Annotated in this window: 20 protein-coding genes; 7 read left to right on the top strand and 13 right to left on the bottom strand. The window is 51.7% G+C overall.

All coding sequences use genetic code 11. From position 1 onward, the window contains the following. The first annotated feature begins 489 nt into the window (after positions 1 to 489). Positions 490 to 798, top strand: coding sequence for a hypothetical protein (locus tag Q1B46_RS21070; RefSeq protein ID WP_299951689.1), 309 nt, complete (start codon positions 490 to 492; stop codon positions 796 to 798). A 137-nt stretch (positions 799 to 935) separates the two neighbouring features. Here Q1B46_RS21070 and Q1B46_RS21065 read toward each other — a convergent pair whose 3' ends face one another. Then, a complete protein-coding gene (locus tag Q1B46_RS21065; protein ID WP_366871613.1) occupies positions 936 to 1,229 on the bottom strand; it encodes a WGR domain-containing protein in 294 nt (97 codons plus the stop codon). A 246-nt stretch (positions 1,230 to 1,475) separates the two neighbouring features. After that, complete coding sequence (locus Q1B46_RS21060) at positions 1,476 to 1,793, bottom strand: polymer-forming cytoskeletal protein (protein ID WP_299951687.1); 318 nt, start codon at positions 1,791 to 1,793, stop codon at positions 1,476 to 1,478. A 520-nt stretch (positions 1,794 to 2,313) separates the two neighbouring features. Here Q1B46_RS21060 and Q1B46_RS21055 point away from each other — a divergent pair. The 4 genes from Q1B46_RS21055 to Q1B46_RS21040 all read left to right on the top strand — a co-directional run bounded on the left by Q1B46_RS21055 (position 2,314) and on the right by Q1B46_RS21040 (position 4,761). Next, positions 2,314 to 2,559, top strand: a complete 246-nt coding sequence (locus tag Q1B46_RS21055) for a hypothetical protein (RefSeq protein ID WP_299951685.1) — start codon at positions 2,314 to 2,316, stop codon at positions 2,557 to 2,559. 181 nt (positions 2,560 to 2,740) lie between these two features. Then, positions 2,741 to 3,355 carry a LysE family translocator gene (locus Q1B46_RS21050; protein WP_299951683.1) on the top strand — a complete coding sequence of 205 codons (615 nt, stop codon included), beginning with the start codon at positions 2,741 to 2,743 and terminating at the stop codon, positions 3,353 to 3,355. 304 nt (positions 3,356 to 3,659) lie between these two features. Further along, positions 3,660 to 4,124 (top strand): GNAT family N-acetyltransferase, encoded by a 465-nt coding sequence (locus Q1B46_RS21045; RefSeq protein ID WP_299951681.1) that lies wholly within the window; start codon positions 3,660 to 3,662, stop codon positions 4,122 to 4,124. Positions 4,125 to 4,518: 394 nt separating this feature from the next. Next, positions 4,519 to 4,761: a hypothetical protein gene (locus Q1B46_RS21040; protein WP_299951679.1), complete on the top strand. Its 243-nt coding sequence runs from the start codon at positions 4,519 to 4,521 to the stop codon at positions 4,759 to 4,761. A gap of 484 nt (positions 4,762 to 5,245) precedes the next feature. Here Q1B46_RS21040 and Q1B46_RS21035 read toward each other — a convergent pair whose 3' ends face one another. Both Q1B46_RS21035 and Q1B46_RS21030 read right to left on the bottom strand, forming a co-directional pair. Continuing rightward, positions 5,246 to 5,551, bottom strand: a complete 306-nt coding sequence (locus Q1B46_RS21035) for a metalloregulator ArsR/SmtB family transcription factor (protein WP_299669051.1) — start codon at positions 5,549 to 5,551, stop codon at positions 5,246 to 5,248. Further along, complete coding sequence (locus Q1B46_RS21030) at positions 5,548 to 5,754, bottom strand: hypothetical protein (RefSeq protein WP_299951676.1); 207 nt, start codon at positions 5,752 to 5,754, stop codon at positions 5,548 to 5,550. The genes Q1B46_RS21035 and Q1B46_RS21030 overlap by 4 nt, the downstream gene beginning before the upstream one ends. Positions 5,755 to 6,130: 376 nt before the next feature. On the opposite strand from Q1B46_RS21030, the gene Q1B46_RS21025 reads away from it, so the two are divergent. Next, positions 6,131 to 6,604: a GNAT family N-acetyltransferase gene (locus Q1B46_RS21025; RefSeq protein WP_299951674.1), complete on the top strand. Its 474-nt coding sequence runs from the start codon at positions 6,131 to 6,133 to the stop codon at positions 6,602 to 6,604. A 39-nt stretch (positions 6,605 to 6,643) separates the two neighbouring features. On the opposite strand, the gene Q1B46_RS21020 is transcribed toward Q1B46_RS21025, so the two are convergent. The 9 genes from Q1B46_RS21020 to Q1B46_RS20985 form a co-directional block, all read right to left on the bottom strand. Next, entirely contained in the window at positions 6,644 to 6,919 is a 276-nt protein-coding gene (locus Q1B46_RS21020) for a hypothetical protein (RefSeq protein ID WP_299951673.1), read from the bottom strand. Between the two features lie 86 nt (positions 6,920 to 7,005). Further along, a complete protein-coding gene (locus Q1B46_RS22230; protein WP_366871612.1) occupies positions 7,006 to 7,155 on the bottom strand; it encodes a DUF6434 domain-containing protein in 150 nt (49 codons plus the stop codon). A 20-nt stretch (positions 7,156 to 7,175) separates the two neighbouring features. Continuing rightward, the gene (locus tag Q1B46_RS21015) at positions 7,176 to 8,030 is read right to left on the bottom strand and encodes a DMT family transporter (protein ID WP_299951671.1); all 855 of its coding nucleotides are present in this window, start codon (positions 8,028 to 8,030) and stop codon (positions 7,176 to 7,178) included. Positions 8,031 to 8,273: 243 nt separating this feature from the next. Beyond that, positions 8,274 to 8,594: a hypothetical protein gene (locus Q1B46_RS21010; protein WP_299664946.1), complete on the bottom strand. Its 321-nt coding sequence runs from the start codon at positions 8,592 to 8,594 to the stop codon at positions 8,274 to 8,276. A 129-nt stretch (positions 8,595 to 8,723) separates the two neighbouring features. After that, a complete protein-coding gene (locus Q1B46_RS21005; RefSeq protein WP_299951669.1) occupies positions 8,724 to 9,800 on the bottom strand; it encodes an alpha/beta fold hydrolase in 1,077 nt (358 codons plus the stop codon). Positions 9,801 to 10,867: 1,067 nt separating this feature from the next. Next, positions 10,868 to 11,479: a methyltransferase domain-containing protein gene (locus Q1B46_RS21000; RefSeq protein WP_299951667.1), complete on the bottom strand. Its 612-nt coding sequence runs from the start codon at positions 11,477 to 11,479 to the stop codon at positions 10,868 to 10,870. A 755-nt stretch (positions 11,480 to 12,234) separates the two neighbouring features. Next, on the bottom strand, positions 12,235 to 14,700 hold the full coding sequence (locus Q1B46_RS20995; protein ID WP_299951665.1) for an autotransporter domain-containing protein: 2,466 nt from the start codon (positions 14,698 to 14,700) through the stop codon (positions 12,235 to 12,237). A gap of 122 nt (positions 14,701 to 14,822) precedes the next feature. Further along, positions 14,823 to 15,542 carry a response regulator gene (locus Q1B46_RS20990; RefSeq protein WP_299951663.1) on the bottom strand — a complete coding sequence of 240 codons (720 nt, stop codon included), beginning with the start codon at positions 15,540 to 15,542 and terminating at the stop codon, positions 14,823 to 14,825. Continuing rightward, a complete protein-coding gene (locus tag Q1B46_RS20985; RefSeq protein ID WP_299951661.1) occupies positions 15,535 to 18,030 on the bottom strand; it encodes a PAS-domain containing protein in 2,496 nt (831 codons plus the stop codon). The genes Q1B46_RS20990 and Q1B46_RS20985 overlap by 8 nt, the downstream gene beginning before the upstream one ends. Positions 18,031 to 18,548: 518 nt before the next feature. Between Q1B46_RS20985 and Q1B46_RS20980 the strand changes: the two genes are divergently transcribed. Continuing rightward, on the top strand, positions 18,549 to 18,785 hold the full coding sequence (locus tag Q1B46_RS20980) for a hypothetical protein (protein WP_299951659.1): 237 nt from the start codon (positions 18,549 to 18,551) through the stop codon (positions 18,783 to 18,785). The last annotated feature ends 174 nt before the right edge of the window (positions 18,786 to 18,959 follow it).

The following is an 18,959-nucleotide window of genomic DNA, read 5'->3' as shown; positions in this document are numbered from 1 at the left end:
GAATAAATCGGCTTAATCCGACTACAATTCTGAAGTGACTTGGTGACATTACCGTATTGGACATCTTGGTCGCCAAGTGCCCATTTAGGTGCATTTCCGCCTGTGAAGTTCAAAGCGGTCTATTGCAGTCGTCCATCGGTCAACATTAGAAAGCCTGCTTTCAAGAGTGTTAGTCAAAACTAAAGAGGCATTGCGAAAATCACAAAAAGCTGTCGCGCACGGGATCTTCCATGAACAGTTACCCCGTCAGAAACTGGTCCAACAAAAAATACCCGTCCGGCTGATGCGCCTGTGCACAGTGCCCCAGCCCGCAATTGACGGGGGAATACCAATCTGACGCCGTCAACTGTTGTAGGCTCTGTATTGCTTCCAATCCAGAATTGTCCAATATATACTATATGTAGTGTTTCGAGTTTCACATAGCACAATATAATTGCTTTAGACCCCCTTTTGTTCTATAATTAACTATACGATTAATGGGGAAAGCAGATGTCCGAAACTGCCATTTCAGAGACACAGACTGCACTGCCAGCCACAGCCAAACAACTTGCCTACGCACGTAAGATCGCGGAGCAGCAAAACATAATTCTACCATGGGAAATCCAGCAGGATCGGCGCGCTTTGAGTCAGTGGATTGACACGCAACGCTCAACGCCACGCGTACGCGATTCCCGGCCGAGTTCCAAACAGGTGGCTTTCGCAGAGCGCATCGCGCGGATCAAGCGTCGCGCTGTTCCAGACGAATGCTTTCGGGATCGCTCCCTGATGTCCCGCTGGATCGATAGCAACAAGCCCTGAACAATATCACGCTGGTTTGGCGTCTTTGGCGTTGTCTTGCGATGTTGGAAGAACCTCCGATGCGGTGCTTTCACATATGCCTCGTTGCCTACCATTCCATCGAACAGATCGCATCATCCAACCATCGGATCAAGCGCCTATGCTCCGACCGGAACATAGCCTCTGCGACGTTTTTGTCTTTCAAGTTTATGGAGCGCGTCAGCAGCCTGGACTTCGTCATCGTATGTCACCATCATGGCTTGCCCGTTTGTACCAATACGTCCCCAGGTGCGAAACACGGACACATCCCCAAACAGCGTCGGTTGCAACTCTATTCCATAGAACCGCGCCATGTTGACGTCCGGGTCTTCATGGACCAGATGGACAGGCTTGGTTGCTGTCAGCGCCATGGCACCAGTATCGTTCAGGGTCGTCAGCCTGTCCAATGACATTGGTCAATCTATTTTCTGGAAGTGATTCATATCTGTGATGTGAAGCGACGTTGGCTTCACCCTGCGTTTTGCCAACAATCATACAACTTGCCATCAGTTGCACGATCTCAACCGCTCCGGAATATTCGCAGGATCGGTGTTGACGAACCCGGCGTATACGCATCGAACAATTCAGGTTTCATTCAGAACAAGGCAATCGAACTTGTCAGAAATGTAGCTATGATCCTGGTCGCTGGCGTGCCTGCCCTATTGCCCGCCCGCAATGTTGACTTTACCCACAACCCTGGCACCGCTTTCAGTTGCCATAGTGCGGGCCTCTACATCAGCCTGAATCTGTGCGCTCGACGCAATCTTTAGATCATCACATTTCAGACGGCCTTGATGCTTGCCTTCCATAACGATCTTTTTTGCCGACAGTGCACCGTCAACCGACCCGACAACCTGAACAGTGATTGTATCAGCGCTGATGTCCCCAACCACTTGGCCTTTGACTTCGACGTCACCTTCACTTGAGTTTAGATTGCCTTCAATTGTCAAATCTACTTCGACTATTGAGTTTGCCACTTTGAAATCCTCTAGGTGTGATGTTGGCGACCCTAAAACGATAGGCGCTCCATGAACACCTTCCAAATGCCTCAAGAGTTGCGTTTCTCAAGCATTCATTTGTTTGGCAGATTCCACCTGAGAGGCGAAAGTCTGGGATAGGACATCGCGAAATGGGTAATCATTAGTAATCCGGTTTATAAGGGATGAACCGCTGGTGCAAAGTTCTGAGGCTGGTCAGAGAACGGTTATGCCTGCTGCACTGGTCGTCGAAGAAAGCTGAATGTCAAATGATAAAACTCGTACGAAATTGGGTTTTTCCCGCAGGCGGGTAGATTCATTTCAGCGCCGAAATAATTGTTATGTTGTATCAGTCGGTCCGACTCGGTAATTAGTCAATGCGGCGTGCCTGGGGGTTTATAGATTTTCTTGAGGGGGTATGAGTTTGGTGCGTCGCACTTCCTCCCATCAGATGCTGGCCAAGCCACGGAATCTGCTGATATGAGAATGTTGGTGTTCACCAGCTTGAAGCGGCATTGTCATGAATCTCGACGAACCAAAACTGATAATTTCGGACAAGTGTAAGTCTGTGCTTGTCGATGGATATCGCTTTGAAATTGAAATCTACCGCCTGGAGAACCAGGACCTCTGGACTTTGGAAGTGATTGACGTGGAGGACGCCAGCTATGTCTGGGACGACAAATTCGGGTCCGACCAGGAAGCATTGAACACTGCAGTCGATATCCTGAACAACGAGGGCGCGCTTGGGTTCATGGGAAAAGAGTAGATACCTTAGGATAATCTCATGCTACCAAAGAAACCCTAGCTCTTAGCGGTTCTATCATTCGTTTGATCGATCAGATCTTTGTTGACACCAGCCCGACCCAACCCTTCGGAGCCACGCTTGACGGGATGAAGCTGGCTTTTGACCAATGACGGCTTAAGCTATTCTCGGAAAGGAGTTTTCGATGGAACTAGGTCTGATACTCGCGCTAATTGGTGCTACCTCTCTGTTGGTCGTCATTCCCGGGCCGAACGTAGCATTGATCGTTGCAAACACGCTGGCATACGGGTTTCGCTTTGGCGCGATGACGGTGCTCGGCACGACTATCGGCGTGGCGTTGCAACTTGTTATCGTCGTCGTTGGCTTGGCCGCGCTCCTCGAATTTGCAGCTTCCGCTTTTCTTTGGCTTAAATGGATCGGAGTGGCCTATCTGGTCTATCTCGGCGTGACCGCATGGCGTCAGGGCTTAGAGGATCTGACAACACAAGATGCCAGCCGTGAGTCCCTGACAGTACTCTTTTGGCAAGGGCTCTTACTCGCCACGATCAATCCAAAGACGTTGATATTCAACGCGGCATTCCTGCCGCAGTTTGTGGTTGCTGGATCAGGGATTTCTGCCTTGCTTGTTACCGCCGTGATCTATTTAGCCGTAATCATGCTTGGTGATCTTGTGTGGGCCGCGTCTGCGCAAATGGCGCGGCCAGTGATAGCTAGGCTCGGACGGTTGCGTCACAAATTAACAGGTGTTCTTTACTTTGGGTCGGGCACCGGTCTCGCTATAGCCCGGATTGATCGGTAAACAAAAACTTCAGAACAGAAGTCTTTTGCTGCGCTCGGTCTGGTGATCAAAATGGGTTCTTTGCCGTTGTCGGATGCAACTCTGTGTCAGCAGAACTTGTGGCCCAATGGTTTTCTGAGGACGCCCCATTGCCGTCATTTGCCAGCGCATCGCAAACCGACATGAAGAAGACTACAGTATGTGGATGAGCGTCAAATATTGCGTGGAAGGTTGCTGAAAGAAGGCAGCACAGAAATGGTGTTTGAGCTGAACCAATCGGCATTGGAGCTTTTTTTGTTCCCTACCTCTCTGATATCAGTCTGTCATGCCTGATTTTCGCCCTCTAACGCAGGAAACTCTCCGTCCTTTGGCAGCGCTGCAAGTGCGCGACGACCAGTCTACATTTGTTGCATCAAACCTCATGACCATGGCTCAGTCACTCTTCGAGAATGGGTCCGAGATTTATGGCATTTGGGAAGATGAAACCCCAATCGGGTTGTTGGCAATCGTGGACATGTCTCATCCCGATGCGGATCTGGACGAAGATGACGACCCTGACGGCATCTACATCTGGCGGTTGATGGTTGATCATGCGCATCAGGGTAAAGGCCATGGTCGTTCTGCATTAGATTTTGCAAGGGCACTGGCTATGGAGAAGGGTCGCGCAAATCTGGTTATCAGCGTTGTTGATGAACCAGGTGGCGCTCTGCCTCTCTATGAGCGGTGCGGCTTTAGCCCGACCGGTAGGATTGTTGGTGGTGAGGTTGAGATGGTCATGGCGCTTCACTGATGCGCTGCAAGAAATAGCTGCGTACTCGACTCAGTGATGCTGATGTCATCAACAGACGCCGCAGAGGCCCCAATTATGCCCGTCAGGCACATTTATTCGGTTCGTGCTCTAGTGACCGCCAAACACTCTTCAAGGCACTCCCGGATCCGCATTTCGAGTCTGTGGATTCTGAGCAGAGCCTTGCCGTGTGGCCTACCTCGGCTCGGGTGCTAACCGCCTAGTCGCAATGGGGGATTTTTGCCGAGCAGGTGTTTGCGGGTGCGACTCTCACAAACACGCGGAGATTGGCGCAAAGTCGACCTACACACTCATTGCGGGTGAAATCCGGTGCGTCTGGGTGTTTCTGGTGCCTGTCCGGACACAATCACTCAACTCTTACTTAGGAGCCAAAGCAATGAAACCTAAATATGTCGCCGCAGTTGCAACTGTCGCGTTTGGACTGCCCACACTGGCCGCAGCGCAATCAGCGGACGCCAATGGAGATGGCGTTTTGACCATTGAAGAGGTGCAAGTTGTTGCGCCGAACGTTGATGCCGATACCTTTACAGTAATGGACGCCAATGGAGATGGTTCTCTGGATCAGGATGAAATTCAGATTGCGCAAGAAGCGGGAATACTGCCGCCAGATAACGGCTGACCTGCTTGTTGAGAATGGCGGCCCGATCTTCCCTGGGCCGCCTGCCTTCAGGCCAGACCGGGCAATTTCAGCTTAGACTTGGCCGCGTTTGGCTCTGCTGCACATCAGGGTGATAACCACCCCTATTGGACCCAACACTACGCCAAAGGCCGCGTGCAGTCCGACGCTTAAACCTTTGCTGTTGGCGATATTGGCGCAGACGATGCCGCTTAGGATGGAAAGTACAATGAGAACTATCATTGCATCGAGTTATGAACTTCTGTTCTTATTTCAATGCGACGGAGGCGGTCGGAGCTGACGTCGTTGCAATCGCTGAACACCTAGCCAAGCGAAAAGAGCTTTGGTACGCGCGGACCAAGAGCATTCGGAATCGGACAAAACCACCTTCCCCTCTCAAGGGTATCGATAGGCTTGGTCAAATTTAGGATAATGAACCCGACCCAAATCGGGCCGGGCGAGTCTCCGAGGTAACTTGGTTATTTGGTTATTTGCTTTTCTGGTCTTGGAAAAACAGCTTATCCAGTAAATTGAGAACTTGGCGTACCCGCTCGTCGCAGATTTTATAGTAGATGAGACGACCTTCACGCCTCGCCTCTACCAGGCCTTCGAGCCGCAAACGAGAGATATTCTGGGAAACCGCTGCCTGATGCACCGACAAATCGTCAATCAGTTCCCCGACAGATTTCTCACCATCGGCGAGTAGGTAAAGGATTTGCAAGCGGCGATCGAGAGTGAAGGCTTTCAGATATTCCGACGCCTCGCTTATACTTTCTGGGGAGCGCTGTTTCATCTCTTCTGCTCAGAAAGTGGTGCTCGGGGCTCGAGCTTTTCGGCCCAGATGTCGGCGTGTTGCTGCAAAAGCTCTGAGCGTTTGTCGTGAAGGGCCATTAGGTGACTGCCTGCCCACATCGCCATGCTCCTTTCCGCATCGTATTCAGTCAGCTTGTAGGCATGGACAACAGCAGATTGAGTGGTGGCGGGCACATACTTCATCTGGACCTCACATGGGTACACGTTCTCTACACCCAAGCAGCTTACTTGCTCAAGCATAGTGAATTTTGACACCTAAGCGACGTTCTAGAGGCGGAAACGTTAAATCTGGCAATCTACATGTGGTGTTTGGCAAAGAAAAAATGGGGCGCACCCACCACAGACGCGCCCCATCATTGGGGAGGGTAGTTAAAATCTAGCGTTCTCAAATGCACCAACGCTTACTCATTAATGTACCCAACATGGCCGCTTCTGTAGGGATGGTCAGTGATGCGGGTTACACAGCCAAGTTCATTGGATGAGTGGCAACTTGTGGAACTGTCGAGTCGGCAACGTCTGAGGCTGGCTGTCCTTGGCGTCGTATCGTATGCAGAAGTCTATGGTAATCAGAATTGAACCTCAGAAGATCGCTCATGCAGAAGGGCTGTATTTGGCTCTTCAAGATAGGCGCATCTACGAATTCTTGGACGACAAAACACCAGCCTCAATCCAAGCAGTTCGTCAACGAATTGAACGGCTTCTTGTCGGTACGCCAGCTTCAAGCGGCGAAGTGTGGATGAACTGGACGGTGTTTGAGAATGAGATTGTCGTTGGATATACGCAGGCCACCATCAGAGACGATGGCACAGCAAGCCTTGCTTATGCGTTGTCTCCAAGCGTCTGGGGGCAGTCAGTTGCACATACTGCCTGCAAATTGACTTTGGCTGAGATCGAGACGTTGACATCGGTATCTGAGATCATCGCTGATACAGAGGTTCGAAACATTCGTTCACAGGCGCTTTTGGAAAGACTGGGGTTCCAACGCACACATGAGGACGAGCAAGACGTGTATTACAAGCGGACATCCGGTTAAGCACTTTCAGCTAATAGGATTGTGAACACGGCTAGTGGTTTAACCACCCGCGTTAGCAGCTTCGGCCACCCCTTCCAGCGCATCACCCGCCGCATCGATTTCCTGGAGCTTCTGTTGATTGTCGCAGGCCTTTTTATCCCCATCGAAACATTCAAGTTCTAATTGTTGTCGATACAAATCGTCCTGCCCCTGCTGCTGAAGCTCTTGAAGCTGTTGTTGTGTTTGCTCTTGCTGCTTTGCTTCTTCAGTTGTTGGAGCGGGAACATCACAGGCCGCAAGTAAAACCAGGGTGGCCGCCGAGTATTTGAGCTTCATAGGATCCTCGTTTTATTGGTGACTAAGAACACTGAATCCTAAAGTTCAGATTGCATTCTGACAATTAATTTCGACTAAAAGTTGTTCTAGGAATTCCGTCGCAGCCGCTCGTCGGCGACATCGCCCATCGTCTTGGGCTCGCCGTTATTGATCCAATTCATGAATGGGCGGTCAAATTTAAAACGGTCACCGCACCTTGATTTCAGAAAGCGCCTAACGCTCGTGTTCCAGTTCATTCGATGACGGGCAAGATCTGCTATTGAAAGGTCTCGTGCTTTTCCTGCCGGTAATCTATCACTGCGTGCCAGAGAACCGCCAACATGATTACTGACCCACCAAGCACGGCAGCCAAAGGCGGAAACTCATTCAATATGACCCATGCGAGCAGTGTCGCGCAGGGTATTTCGATAGTACCCAGAAGGGCAGATTGTGCTGAAGGGATAAGCCGTGTGCCTTCTGTCCAAAGGATGACTGCGCCAGCGAAAGTTATTCCAAACAAGACGAGCAGCGCTGCATCTTGCATCGAGACCTCAAAAGGTGTCCCGATCAGCACACCAACAACGAAGAGTTGCAAGGCCGATGCTCCTCCTGCCCACACGACAGGCACATCTGCATACTTGCGTATTAGAACGATATAGGCGGCGTTTCCCAAAGTCATGGCAACGGCTAGCAGGTCGCCTTCCAGCTTTCCAATACCCAGGCCGCCAGACACAATGATCGCAACACCAAGCAACGAAAGAGCTCCCGCAACCAAGGTGCGGCCCTTAGCGACTTCTCGCATAGCTATCCATCCCAAACCCGCAGCAAAAAACGGGGCTGTGGCGTAAATCACGGCAACGTTTGCCACGTATGTAAGCTTGAAAGCGTAGATAAACGCGATGCTTGCTGCACTGCCGACGCTCGCCAGTATCCAACCTCGCAGACCCAATCGAAACGCTTGATCTCGCGGTGTACTCCCTCGGCGGAATTCGACATAAGCAATGACGGCCAGCCCTCCTATCAGCCCACGCCAGCAAGCAATAGTCCATCCATCTGACTCGATCACCTTCGTCAGGACGCCAGAGACACTAAAGATGACCGCTGAGAGCGCCACCAGGGCGATCCCCGTCATTTGCCGTGAACGATGCACTCTCTCCACTTTCGACTATTGGCATTGGATTGTACTGTGACGCTGCTGCCAGCTGTATGTCAGTAGTCTTTGTTTGGACCATCCCAAAAGCGTCCGTCCCCGCAGGTTGCAGCATCCGGCGAAATAGGGCTCGGTGCGGGCCTTCTCTGCGATATGGGTATTTTGTTGATAGCAGCGATAAGCTGATCTTCAAAAGTAGGCTTCGCAATTTCCGAGATGGAGTTTTCACTCTACTTGTTGATCGTTGGATGAGAATGGGACAACAAAAATGATCTTCGGCACTTCAAACCAGCAGCCGTTCAGGTTTTTGATGATCGGTAACTCTGACTTGTTGGTTGTCTCGGATTTACCCACCCGGTTAGCGCGTCCAGCAATGCGACAGCCAGTGCAGCGGAGATTGCGCCATATAGTAAGCGCTATGCGCGTGTAACTTGCATAAGCCGGGTCCTGTGTCGTCACAGCGCCTGCAACCAGCGCAAGCGCGACCGACAGCGCATGATTTGACGGCGCATTCCTTCCGTTGATCAACCGGTAAAGATGCTGCATTTGGGCCGTCGAACAAGGCTTTCTCTAGTGGCAAGCTAGCTAGCTCTCGTGGTGCAGAGTGCTGCTGAAAGTAAGATGACCGCGTCGGTGGATCTAACGACACCTTAGCTAGATGCCGCAGTCAAAAAATTACTCCGAAAATACCAGTCGCTCGACCACCCAAGGAAAGACAATCTGTTCCAGGCGGCTAGCGATTAGTTGACGGTGATCACCTGCATAAACATCCAATTGGTGTGGAATACGTTCTGCGCCTAGACGCTGAGAGAATTCCAGTGTTCCTGTCGGGATGTGCAAGAACTGATCTCCCAGACCAACGCCCATCCCAAGCCCTCGGAGGTCACGGAGTGCCTCGCGTGCGTCACGCACTTGCCGGACCGGGAACTCATCAACATAGGCATCGAAAGATTCGCCATTGAGAACAATCTCACCTTGAATGATTTCAAATGGGAAGCCCCCAAAAATAGGCTCTGCATTCGGATCAGGACTGAATGCAGTGACGATGCCCAAAATTGCAATCGGGTAGAAATCCCGTTCATCCAAGAGGTTTTCGATGTCGCCCGGCTTCTCGATTTCAGAAGCCCGTCTCCACGCGTCGTTCCCGAAACTGAGGTCTTGTTTAGGTGTTAAGCAGCAGGGACTAAGTGCCCAGATAACCGAAAAAACCCCCGGTCGAGTCATCGCCAGGTTGAGTGCGCCGTAGCCACCCATTGAATGGCCAACGACGGCGCGGCTTCCAGGATGGCTAAGTGTTCGCCAATTCTCATCGACGTATTTAACGAGATCATCCGCGATATAGTCCGCCCAGTTTCCACTTACCGATGAGTTCCGATAGTAGCCTCCCCCATATTTGTTGCCGCCGTTAGGCATTACGACGATCATTTCAGGTAACTCTCCGTTCGAGATCATTCTATCCAGGAGCGCCGGAACCTCGAAATTCTCAACCCACACTCCGTAATCGTCGAAAATACCATGGAGAAGATACATCACCGGAAAACGATGATCCGGCTGATTGCTGTAACTGGGTGGGAGATAGATAGCTACGGATTGAACGCTCGGCGTTCCGAGCAAGTTGCCCGCGAGCGATGGGGCGGGTACATCAACTTCGATGATATTCTCTGCACCCTCTGGGGCAGATTGAGCCGCAAGAATTCTGGGAAACGCCAAAAGAGTTAACACAAGGATGTTGCTGAGGAATAATTTTACCATCGGCTCTTGCTCCATGTTAATGTGATTAACATATGTGCGCACTGCACGACAAACAACCCTTCTTCGTAAGGCCGCAATTTTGAATTCGTTTAGCGACAGCCGAAATTCGTGCGAACCGCAGCAGTAGTTACTTTGGACTCTGAGCGGACCTCAGAGGTGGCGCGGCAGACGGAATCCCCGCATCCAGGCATTGAACATTGAGCCAGTCAGGACAAAGTGCTGGTTTGCTACAAATGGGCGGGAGCTCGCAATCTCGCGAATTTCGACCAATACATGTTTGGGTTGTTGAACCGAAGCAATCTATCTGGTAAATTTCGGAACCGGAAACCCTGATACAGGAGATATCAGATATGCTGAATTGTCAGACCTCAATGCTTCGCGCGGTAGGCGCAGTAGCCCGTTAAAGCGGTCTGACAGGTTTCCGATCTGAAGGCCGCCTCATGAGCGGCCTTTTTTGTGTTTTCCTCATGTGGCGGCTTTCCATCAATTCATGGAGAGAACAATGCCAAGCTTATCACTTTACATTCCAACCAGCCGGTCGTGGGGCCTCTTTCTGCGGCTGGCAGCTATCTTCGCCCGGCGACCCAGCTTGGAACGGCCTATTCTGCGCAAAAGTGCCGAGTTGCCGGCTCATCTGAGGAGGGACGTCGGCCTTCCGCCGGAGGTTGAGCATCCGCCTCCCTCGCACCATCGGTTCCCGTTTTGAGCAGCCGATCAAGCAAGGGCAAATTGCTGCCCTTGCTCTCAACAAACTCACAATGTCCGGCCCAAGGAGGTTTGAAAGTTGATGCCGGTCTTTGCATAGATACGAGAAAGATACGTTCTGGCGGCGTTGATACTGATGCTGAGCTGTCTCGATCATGTTCCGCACGGTTGTGGATCAGCTTTTACGAGTAAAAAGCGGTGCCGGTTCCTATTCAGAACACCAGGCTCCAAATGGCACCGGCACCGATCCCGCCCATGAGGGACTTACCGTGAGTGGTGGGCGGGGATTTCTTGTTCAATTCAGAGGATTTCGCAATGAGTTTAACGGTGTCGCAAACTCAACCTGTTGAACCTTTGGTCCATCATTTGCGAATGAGCAACGCTTGTGATTTGTCGCAGCTCTGCAGCCGGACAATTCTCCGAGCAGAACAACAGCTCAGAAAGCTGGAGAGCTCAGATGATGGCGACAAGTTGGCCCGCCGATGTCTAAATGAACTGAGCCAATTTGAGAGTTGATTGTTAGGTTGTTCATTCAAAGCCACACAAAGAGAGCCACCGGGCTTGGTGACGCGCAACAACTCGTTAAACCTACGGATAGGACTTTCAAACGAGCTCAAGAACTGCGTGCACAGAACCACGTCAAACGCGTCTGATATAAACGGTAGGCTCCCGTTTTCTTCACAGACACGGCTGGTTGATGTGTTGCCTTCATCGATTGTCTGGCAAGTCCCTGAGATAAGCGAGGTTCCGACAAAGTCGAAATCCATATCGTGAACAAGGTGGTCCATAGCCCGGTCCGCACCATTCCCAACAATAAGGATGTGGTCATTCGGAATCAGCCTTGATCTTGTTGCCGTATCGAGTGCGATTTGGGCATTCTTTCCGACATTGAGAATAAGCTCATTCGATTGAGCCGCATCGTTGTTCCAGACACATTTGTCAGCGCCCGGAAACTGGTACTCTATAGCTGTCATGATCCACCTCGGAATTGGATTGGAGAAAGGGATTGCAGAGCTTGATTGCTCAGCCTTTCGATGCAGTTGCGCCTATACGCGGGATGCATCGAATGAAGGCTGGGCGGCTACGTTGATGGATACCTCAATTTAGGGCGCGGCCCCTCCTGATCCGCCTGCTGGATCTCGACCGCCACCCGTTGAAGTGCCGCCGCCTCGGCTCGGATCTCGGCCACCGGTTGACGAGCTCCCGTCACCGCGTCCGGGATCGCGACCGTCGGAAGTTGAACTACCCTCACCACGTCCAGGATCACGACCACCGGAAGTTGAACTGCCCTCACCGCGATCTTCACCCTGCGGCGGGCAGGCTGTTCCGGCAGCGGTTGTACATTCCTCCTCAGGCGGCGTGCATGGTACACTCGTCCCTGTGGTGTCGACACATCCCTCTTCAGGCGGCAGGCAGGGTACGCTCGTCCCTGTGGTGTCGACGCAACCCTGTTCAGGTGGCAGGCATGGTACGCTCCCACCGGTTGCGTCAATACATTGGCTTTGTGGAGGTTGGCAGGGCTGGGCGCTACCTGTTGCCGCCTCGCCTGAACAATCGACGGGGACACCGTATTTGTTATAAACTGGCTCAGCGATGATCGGGGTTGGCGTTGGGCTGGAACAGGCGGCAAGCGCGAACAGGCTTCCAATCAACGCAAGATGAACATAGTTATCACGCATAGGTCTACTTTCATTTTTAATGTTTTAGATGATGAGGTCCGTGAGACGTCTCAGAAGACGTATTGGAACGAGAGTATTCCCCGGATTTCGCGATCATCGCTGCCACCGAAGAACCCATCAGCTCCGATCGAGAACAGCCCGCGACCGTCTCGAGTCTGCTTACGGAAGCTGCCACCCAGGAACCCGCGAACGAGCTGATCGTCATAGATCGGGTCCAGCTCGATATCAGACCCCAGAACCGAGGCTTTCCGAGAGGTATCTCCCATCGCGAACTGCCCATCGATACCCGCTGTAAACTCCAGCAGCGCGTTTGGACCGGCCCCGAGGGAGACTTCGTGGGGAAGGGTGATCTGCGCCCGGGCATTCAGATAGTCGCTTTGGCTGTCATCCACCGCGACCGGGTTCGCAACACCGGTTTCGGTATAGCCGTCCTCCGACAGATGCAGGTAGCTCAGCTGCAGGCTGGCCAGCAGTGGCTTGTTTGCCAACAGATTGTCAAAGCGTGCGCCAAGCTCGATAGACGGCGACACAAAGTATCCATCATAGTCGGATGACGCGGTCTCAACACCTCCTGTGGCGAGGTTGTTGAACACATCTCTGCTGCCGCTGGAGCTCAATTGACCCCCAACTACTGAGGCGCGAAGGAACTTCGACCCAAAGTCGCGATGATAGTAGCCACCTGCAAAGACAGCATCTGTGTCGAGCGTGTTGCCCGAGTTGTCGGCTGATATGTCACCTGTTCCGAAACCACCAAACAGACCAAACACCGAGCCACTGGCAGAAGGCAGATCAACACCGCCCACAAGGCCGCCATAGCTGTCCTGCAGCACGCCGGTTCCGGAGACCTGGTTCTGACCTCCAAAGCCCGAGATCCACACATTCCGTTCGGTCCCGGGTTCCTGAGTGGTCAGGGGAATGCGCGCACCTGTTGAGCTGACGACATCCAGGACAGAGCGGGTCAGGTCGTTGGCAAAAAGATCCGTCCCATTGAAGCCGGAAGGATCGACAACTACAATCGTATCACCGCTGACCACATAAGGTGAGCCCGATGTGTCGCGGACAACGGGCACATCGATTGAGAAAGTCAAATCCAGGTTCATTCCGGGATCGGTGCTCAGTGTGCTCGTGCCAGCAATGTCTTCAATCGCGATCAGGCCCTGGATGTTAGAACCCTGACGCAGAAAGATATCTGTCCCGCTGCTGCTATTGATTTCAAAAGCAATCGAATCGCCGATGATTGTGCCGCTGTTTATGAAGGTTTCTGCGTCGTTCAAAACAACGCCTATCTGTTCATCGCTTGAGATTGTCCCGGTGTTCAGGAATGAGGAAACGACGATATTGTTTTCGAAACCAGCGTCGTTTCGGCCAGTGATTGTGCCGTGGTTTTGGAAATCACCAATGTTACCATTGGTTCTAAGCCCGTGGTCTGCGCCCTCGATCCGACCTGCGTTATAGATCGACCCGATGCTGCCGGAACCTATCAGCGCACCTGATGAGTTATCACTGGCAATGACACCTGTGTTGTGGAAGCTGTTAACGTCTCCGGATAACAGACCCTCGCCAGTTCCCCCGGAAATCTTGCCGCTATTCGTAAATGATACAATGCTGTTATTAGCAAATATGCCATTGACTCCGCCGCTTATCGTCCCGGAGTTATTGAATGTAGAAATCTCGCCATCGACAGTTACAGCATCGGTGTCAGCAAGAATCTGACCTGTATTGTGAAACTGACCGATCTGTCCACCGACGCTTACGCCGTCACGGCTAAGCCCCTCGATAAGACCATCGTTTTCTAGCGTCCCAACATTTCCAGCAATCGCGATCCCATCCAAGCCTCCAGAGACAATTCCCTGATTGTTGATGCTGCCAACGTCTGAATCAGAACTGATAGCAAAGATTCCGCCAGCTACTTCGCCGGAATTATAGATCTCACCGATTTCGGCGAATCCCTGTACGCCAGTGGCATCAACACCCAAGATCAAGCCACTGTTGTGGATCGAGCCAATTGCTCCGACACCAGCAAAACCGAAATTTCCGCCACGTATCACGCCGTCATTGGTAACGGTTTCGGTTTCGTCATCAACTACAACCCCGGCGCTGCCCAACCCCAGAATGACCCCGGAAGCATCGTTGCGAAGGGATATCAAAGTGTCTGTTTGAATTCCCGAAACCTGGCCAGTAATAAAGCCGGAGTTATCGACTTGAAGTGCGCTGGATGTCAGTAGTATCGCCCTGAACGCAGTTGCAGTTATCTGACCGTTGTTAACGACGTTGACTGACGAGCCAGCGGCACCCTCTGTTATCGTGCTGCCAGGAGCTACGACTATCCCGCCGTTTTCAACTTGGAGCGTTGAACCATCAAACAGTATGACCTCGTCATTAATAGTTTCGCCTGACCCGACGATAAGTGTGTCGCCCGGATCAACGATGACCTGAGCCAAACCTGAACCGGCGGATATCAGTGCCGCAATTGACGTGCTGCCGATTAACGTGACCAGTTGTGTTTTCTTTGACATTCGAAGTGGTCTCCCTCACTCAATATCGAGGGACGCTAGAACGTCAAAATGTCAGTCCGATTACGGCGTTTGTATCATTTGTACCAACGGCTTCAAAGTTGAGTTAGACCCATCGGATTCGCCTATCCCAACATGTATCCAACGCCGCGAACAGTGCGAATGACCTCGGGTTTTGTTGGGTTCGCCTCGATCTTTCGTCGCAATCTGGAAATACGCAGATCGATGGATCGGTCAAACGCCTCCCACCCCCGATCATGGGCTTGTTCCAATAATTGGTTTCGATTTAGGACGCGGCCCCGGTTTTCGACAAAAACGCGCAACAAATCAAACTCCATTGCGGTCATTGCCATTTCGTTTCCGTCGGGACCAAACAAGCGCGCACTGTCCATATCAAGCCTGCAATTGCCCAACGCGACGACACCTCTGCGACCCGGAGAGGCTTTTTCTAACGTCCTAGCTGCCTGTGTAATGCCCCAGCCACGCAATGCGGCCTTTACGCGTGCTTCAAGTTCCCGAAGATCAACTGGCTTGGCAATGTAGTCATTCGCACCCATTTCTAAACCAATCACGCGGTCAATCACTTCCGACGCAGCAGTAAGCATAATCACCGGAATATCGTAGTCACGCCTTAATTCCCGCAACGCGGTCAAGCCGTCCTCCCCGGGCATATTCACGTCCAGAACAATCAGGTCTACAGGTGCGATGGCCAACGATTTGCGCATAGCTTTAGCGCCTTCTGCTTCTGTCACCAAGTAACCCCGATCGGTAAAATACTCACCGACCATCTCACGCAGGTGTGTTTCGTCATCGCAGACCATAAGTCGAATGTTGGTATCAGTCATTTGAGACCCTGCCCTTTGCTTGGCATAAACGGTGAACCAACTCGGTAAGGTCAGTTGGCGTAAGAGGTTTTTCGACATGTTCGACAGACGTGGATTCCAGAAATTCGGCGACCTGCGGGCTCATCGCGTCGCCAGTAACAAAGGCCATCTGATCCACCAACAACGGATTGATATTCTGAATCTCTTTCAAAAAGCCTTCGCCGTCTAACCCTGGCATTTTAATGTCACTCAGAATGGCGTCAAACGTAGTTCCGCTCAAAATATCCAAAGCTGCTGGCGCCGAATTACAAACGTGTACGTTGTATCCTTGATGCTCAAGGATATCACGTATCAGACTGGTAACACCTTCTTCGTCATCCACGACGAGGACGCGAAACTTTCCGACGTTCACGATTGGGTGTTCTATGCCCGGTGCATCGGAGGGGGGGCATTCCCTTATGGGCAACAGTATAGAGAAACAGGCGCCTTCTCCCAAACCGGATTGAACGGTCAATCCACCGTCATGAGCAGAGATGATGCGATTGCAAAACGCGAGCCCAATTCCGGTACCCATACCGATATCTTTCGTCGTAAAGAACGGCTCAAAAATGCGTGCCAATACGTCGGATGCGATGCCGGCCCCGTTGTCACGCACGTCCAGTCCAACCTGCCCAGTGTCGGGATGGTGATTAGTACATATCCGCAAAACACCTTCTGCGCCCAAGGGCTCAAGCGCATGTTCGGCGTTCGAAATCAGGTTGATCAGCACCTGTATCATTTGATCAGGATCCAATCCTGTAAGCGGTAAATCCTGATCAAATTCAAGCACGACTTCGGCGCCGCTGGATTTCAATCCAAAGCCCGATACATCCAGCGCGGCAGTAACAATATCGTTCAGCGAACACGCCTGGATATGCGTTGGGCGCTTACGTGCCATTGCCAGAAACGCCTTTATGATCCTGGCGCATCGTTCTGCGGCTTGTCCTATGCGTTCGATTTGCCGCTTTTGCTTTGTATCGCTGATTGTTTCCTGGAGCATCAAGGCGTAACCCACAACAATAGAAAGCGGATTGTTTAACTCATGTGCAACGCCTGCCAGAAGCCCACCCATTGCGGACAGTTTTTCATTCTGATGCGCTATTTCATGCTGTCGCTCCAATTCGGCTTCGATGCCTAGCTGATCAGTGATGTCGCGCGTGGAAGATACAATAACATCTTCACCTTTGTGATCGGTCACTCTTGCAGAGGTCATCAAATCCCTGACCGAGCCATCCGCCGTCCGGACTCTGGTATGGAAATCATCTACCGCTCCGTTGGGTAGTAGGCCCGCCAGGAACGAATCCCGCACCTTGGGGTTTCGAACCAAGTCGTTCAACGACTCAATGTTGCCAAACATCTTTTGCGATGTAGGCGAACGGTAAATAATATGACCATCTCTAAGTCGCGACACCAGGAAGTTTGCTGGAAAGGCATCAACAATTTTGTGCAATAACAGATCTGCTTCACGTTGCGCCAATTCTGCTTTTCGCGTCTCTGTGATGTCTTCAAGCGTGACCAGCCTCCCTCCCAACGGAGTGACGCTGGCGGAGCATTTTAGAACCCCCTGCGAGAACTGAACTTCTACATCCTGAGCGCTGTTTCGAACGAGATTTAATAGTGAGTGGGTAAATTCTTGAGCTGGAATGCGCTCGGGTTTCTGGAGTGCCCCTTGTTCCGCCATCGTGGCAAAAATCTCTGTCATTGGCTGCCCAATATGATGATACTCTGCCTCCGGATCGACAAACTTCAGATACTTCTGATTGAAGAACACCAATCGTTCATCGTCGTCCCAAAGAGCTACTCCTTCGCGTAGTGACTCCAAGGCATCAACAAACATACTCCGCGCGCGCTCTTCTGTGTTGTGCCGATCCGTGACGTCTTCAATGGTAATAAGTCGACCGCCCAAAGGAGTCTTGCGGGCTGACCCAAGCAGATACCGACCGCCTGAGGCCACCAGGTTCACGTCCTGTGCGCAGGAGCGGACAGCCTCGGTGAGAAGTTCTGCGTATTGTTCTGCGCTCGTACCTTCCGGGGCAATCATGGATCCTGCGGCGGTTAAGTCACGGGTCATCTCAAAAAGATCGCCGCCAATACGAAGAACCGCATTTTCTGGATCAAGATGTTCCCGCTGTTTGCGGTTGAGCAAAACCAAACGATCATCATCATCAAACAATGCAACCCCTTCACTGAGGGCCTCAATCGCATCGCTGAGGAACTCTTGGGTCGTGACGTCAGAGTGTTGACCCAACATTCCCTGCGTCGCACCAAGTTCGTCTAACCCGCGCGCGCCGCATTGGATGAAGGTATCGGCCAAATCGTCATATTGCAGCCTCGATATCCGATACCGATCGCAGAGTGACGGAATTTGCTCTGGGCTACCAAGGCCCGTGAGCACGATCTGAGCTTTCTCCTGTGAAGACAGTTTCAAAAAGTCTTCAGTTGTACCACTCTCTGATTGCTTGCGCGCCAATGGGATAGACCTCCGTTTCTCGATAGAAACACCCCATTTCGTTCTATCAGGGATGTTGCATCCGACACCCAATGTCGGCACAAGTCATGCGTTCCATAGAATGGTGATTACTAACAGGCATATTTGTCTGCCTGATTTCTGAGTTTGTATCAATTGTGTCGAGATTGTCTTGTTAAGTGCTGAGCACCACAGACCTGATCGCGACACTGATTTCGTGACCCAATATTTGGCGCGGCATCACCAAGTCGATTGAGGCCACATACAGAATAGTTTTGAGCAACACTCAGAAGACCAATGCGACGATCTATTTGTCACAGAGGGTAGGTACTGAACCACTACCAACTGGCGTCGATAGAATCGGCGCAGTGCGGGAAAATCCCGTTGCACCCTGTGATACGATCAGCTGCCACTTGGCTGATACCAATGATACATTCCCAAACACTGATTTGACACTCTCGATGTATATCAATGTGAGGTGCTGGCGTCTGAACGTCAGAGTTAAACGAGTAGGATATGCAATGAAGATCTATACGATCATGGACGAGGGCATGGAAGAAGACAGTCGGTTTGTGTTTGCAGGGACAGGTGATGACCACCTTGCAGACAAAGGAACTGTAGTCTGGGATATCGCTGAATTTCGAGCAGCGCCCGATAGCGGCGAAACTATACCTGAGAGAAATCCTGACACTGGGGAACCTGATTTACTGTTGTCCCCGGATGTCATGGTCTTCGTTGACGCATGGGATATCCTATAGGCGACCTTTTGAAGGTTGGCTCCAGCGGCGGCACCAATAAGATAGTTCCTCCCGATTATTGTTTCCGGTGAGCAGGCGCGTAATACTCGCGCCAGCCACGATATGTGTTGGGCCAGAGCACCACTTTAGGCGGCTTCCAAGGGCAGGTTGCGGAAGTCTAAATTCGCTTTGCCA

Source organism: uncultured Ruegeria sp., assembly GCF_947500045.1.
Lineage (GTDB): Bacteria > Pseudomonadota > Alphaproteobacteria > Rhodobacterales > Rhodobacteraceae > Ruegeria.
Note: the sequence above shows the minus strand (reverse complement) of the source record. Positions and strands in the feature narration are given on the sequence as shown.

What these genes read in the sequence shown, in the direction of transcription:
- Q1B46_RS21070 (WP_299951689.1), top strand. Translation starts at nt 490, where the DNA reads ATGTCCGAAACTGCCATTTCAGAGACACAGACTGCACTGCCAGCCACA.
- Q1B46_RS21065 (WP_366871613.1), bottom strand. Translation starts at nt 1,229, where the DNA reads ATGTCATTGGACAGGCTGACGACCCTGAACGATACTGGTGCCATGGCG.
- Q1B46_RS21055 (WP_299951685.1), top strand. Translation starts at nt 2,314, where the DNA reads ATGAATCTCGACGAACCAAAACTGATAATTTCGGACAAGTGTAAGTCT.
- Q1B46_RS21050 (WP_299951683.1), top strand. Translation starts at nt 2,741, where the DNA reads ATGGAACTAGGTCTGATACTCGCGCTAATTGGTGCTACCTCTCTGTTG.
- Q1B46_RS21045 (WP_299951681.1), top strand. Translation starts at nt 3,660, where the DNA reads ATGCCTGATTTTCGCCCTCTAACGCAGGAAACTCTCCGTCCTTTGGCA.
- Q1B46_RS21040 (WP_299951679.1), top strand. Translation starts at nt 4,519, where the DNA reads ATGAAACCTAAATATGTCGCCGCAGTTGCAACTGTCGCGTTTGGACTG.
- Q1B46_RS21035 (WP_299669051.1), bottom strand. Translation starts at nt 5,551, where the DNA reads ATGAAACAGCGCTCCCCAGAAAGTATAAGCGAGGCGTCGGAATATCTG.
- Q1B46_RS21030 (WP_299951676.1), bottom strand. Translation starts at nt 5,754, where the DNA reads ATGAAGTATGTGCCCGCCACCACTCAATCTGCTGTTGTCCATGCCTAC.
- Q1B46_RS21025 (WP_299951674.1), top strand. Translation starts at nt 6,131, where the DNA reads ATGGTAATCAGAATTGAACCTCAGAAGATCGCTCATGCAGAAGGGCTG.
- Q1B46_RS21020 (WP_299951673.1), bottom strand. Translation starts at nt 6,919, where the DNA reads ATGAAGCTCAAATACTCGGCGGCCACCCTGGTTTTACTTGCGGCCTGT.
- Q1B46_RS22230 (WP_366871612.1), bottom strand. Translation starts at nt 7,155, where the DNA reads ATGAACTGGAACACGAGCGTTAGGCGCTTTCTGAAATCAAGGTGCGGT.
- Q1B46_RS21015 (WP_299951671.1), bottom strand. Translation starts at nt 8,030, where the DNA reads ATGACGGGGATCGCCCTGGTGGCGCTCTCAGCGGTCATCTTTAGTGTC.
- Q1B46_RS21010 (WP_299664946.1), bottom strand. Translation starts at nt 8,594, where the DNA reads ATGCAGCATCTTTACCGGTTGATCAACGGAAGGAATGCGCCGTCAAAT.
- Q1B46_RS21005 (WP_299951669.1), bottom strand. Translation starts at nt 9,800, where the DNA reads ATGGTAAAATTATTCCTCAGCAACATCCTTGTGTTAACTCTTTTGGCG.
- Q1B46_RS21000 (WP_299951667.1), bottom strand. Translation starts at nt 11,479, where the DNA reads ATGACAGCTATAGAGTACCAGTTTCCGGGCGCTGACAAATGTGTCTGG.
- Q1B46_RS20995 (WP_299951665.1), bottom strand. Translation starts at nt 14,700, where the DNA reads ATGTCAAAGAAAACACAACTGGTCACGTTAATCGGCAGCACGTCAATT.
- Q1B46_RS20990 (WP_299951663.1), bottom strand. Translation starts at nt 15,542, where the DNA reads ATGACTGATACCAACATTCGACTTATGGTCTGCGATGACGAAACACAC.
- Q1B46_RS20980 (WP_299951659.1), top strand. Translation starts at nt 18,549, where the DNA reads ATGAAGATCTATACGATCATGGACGAGGGCATGGAAGAAGACAGTCGG.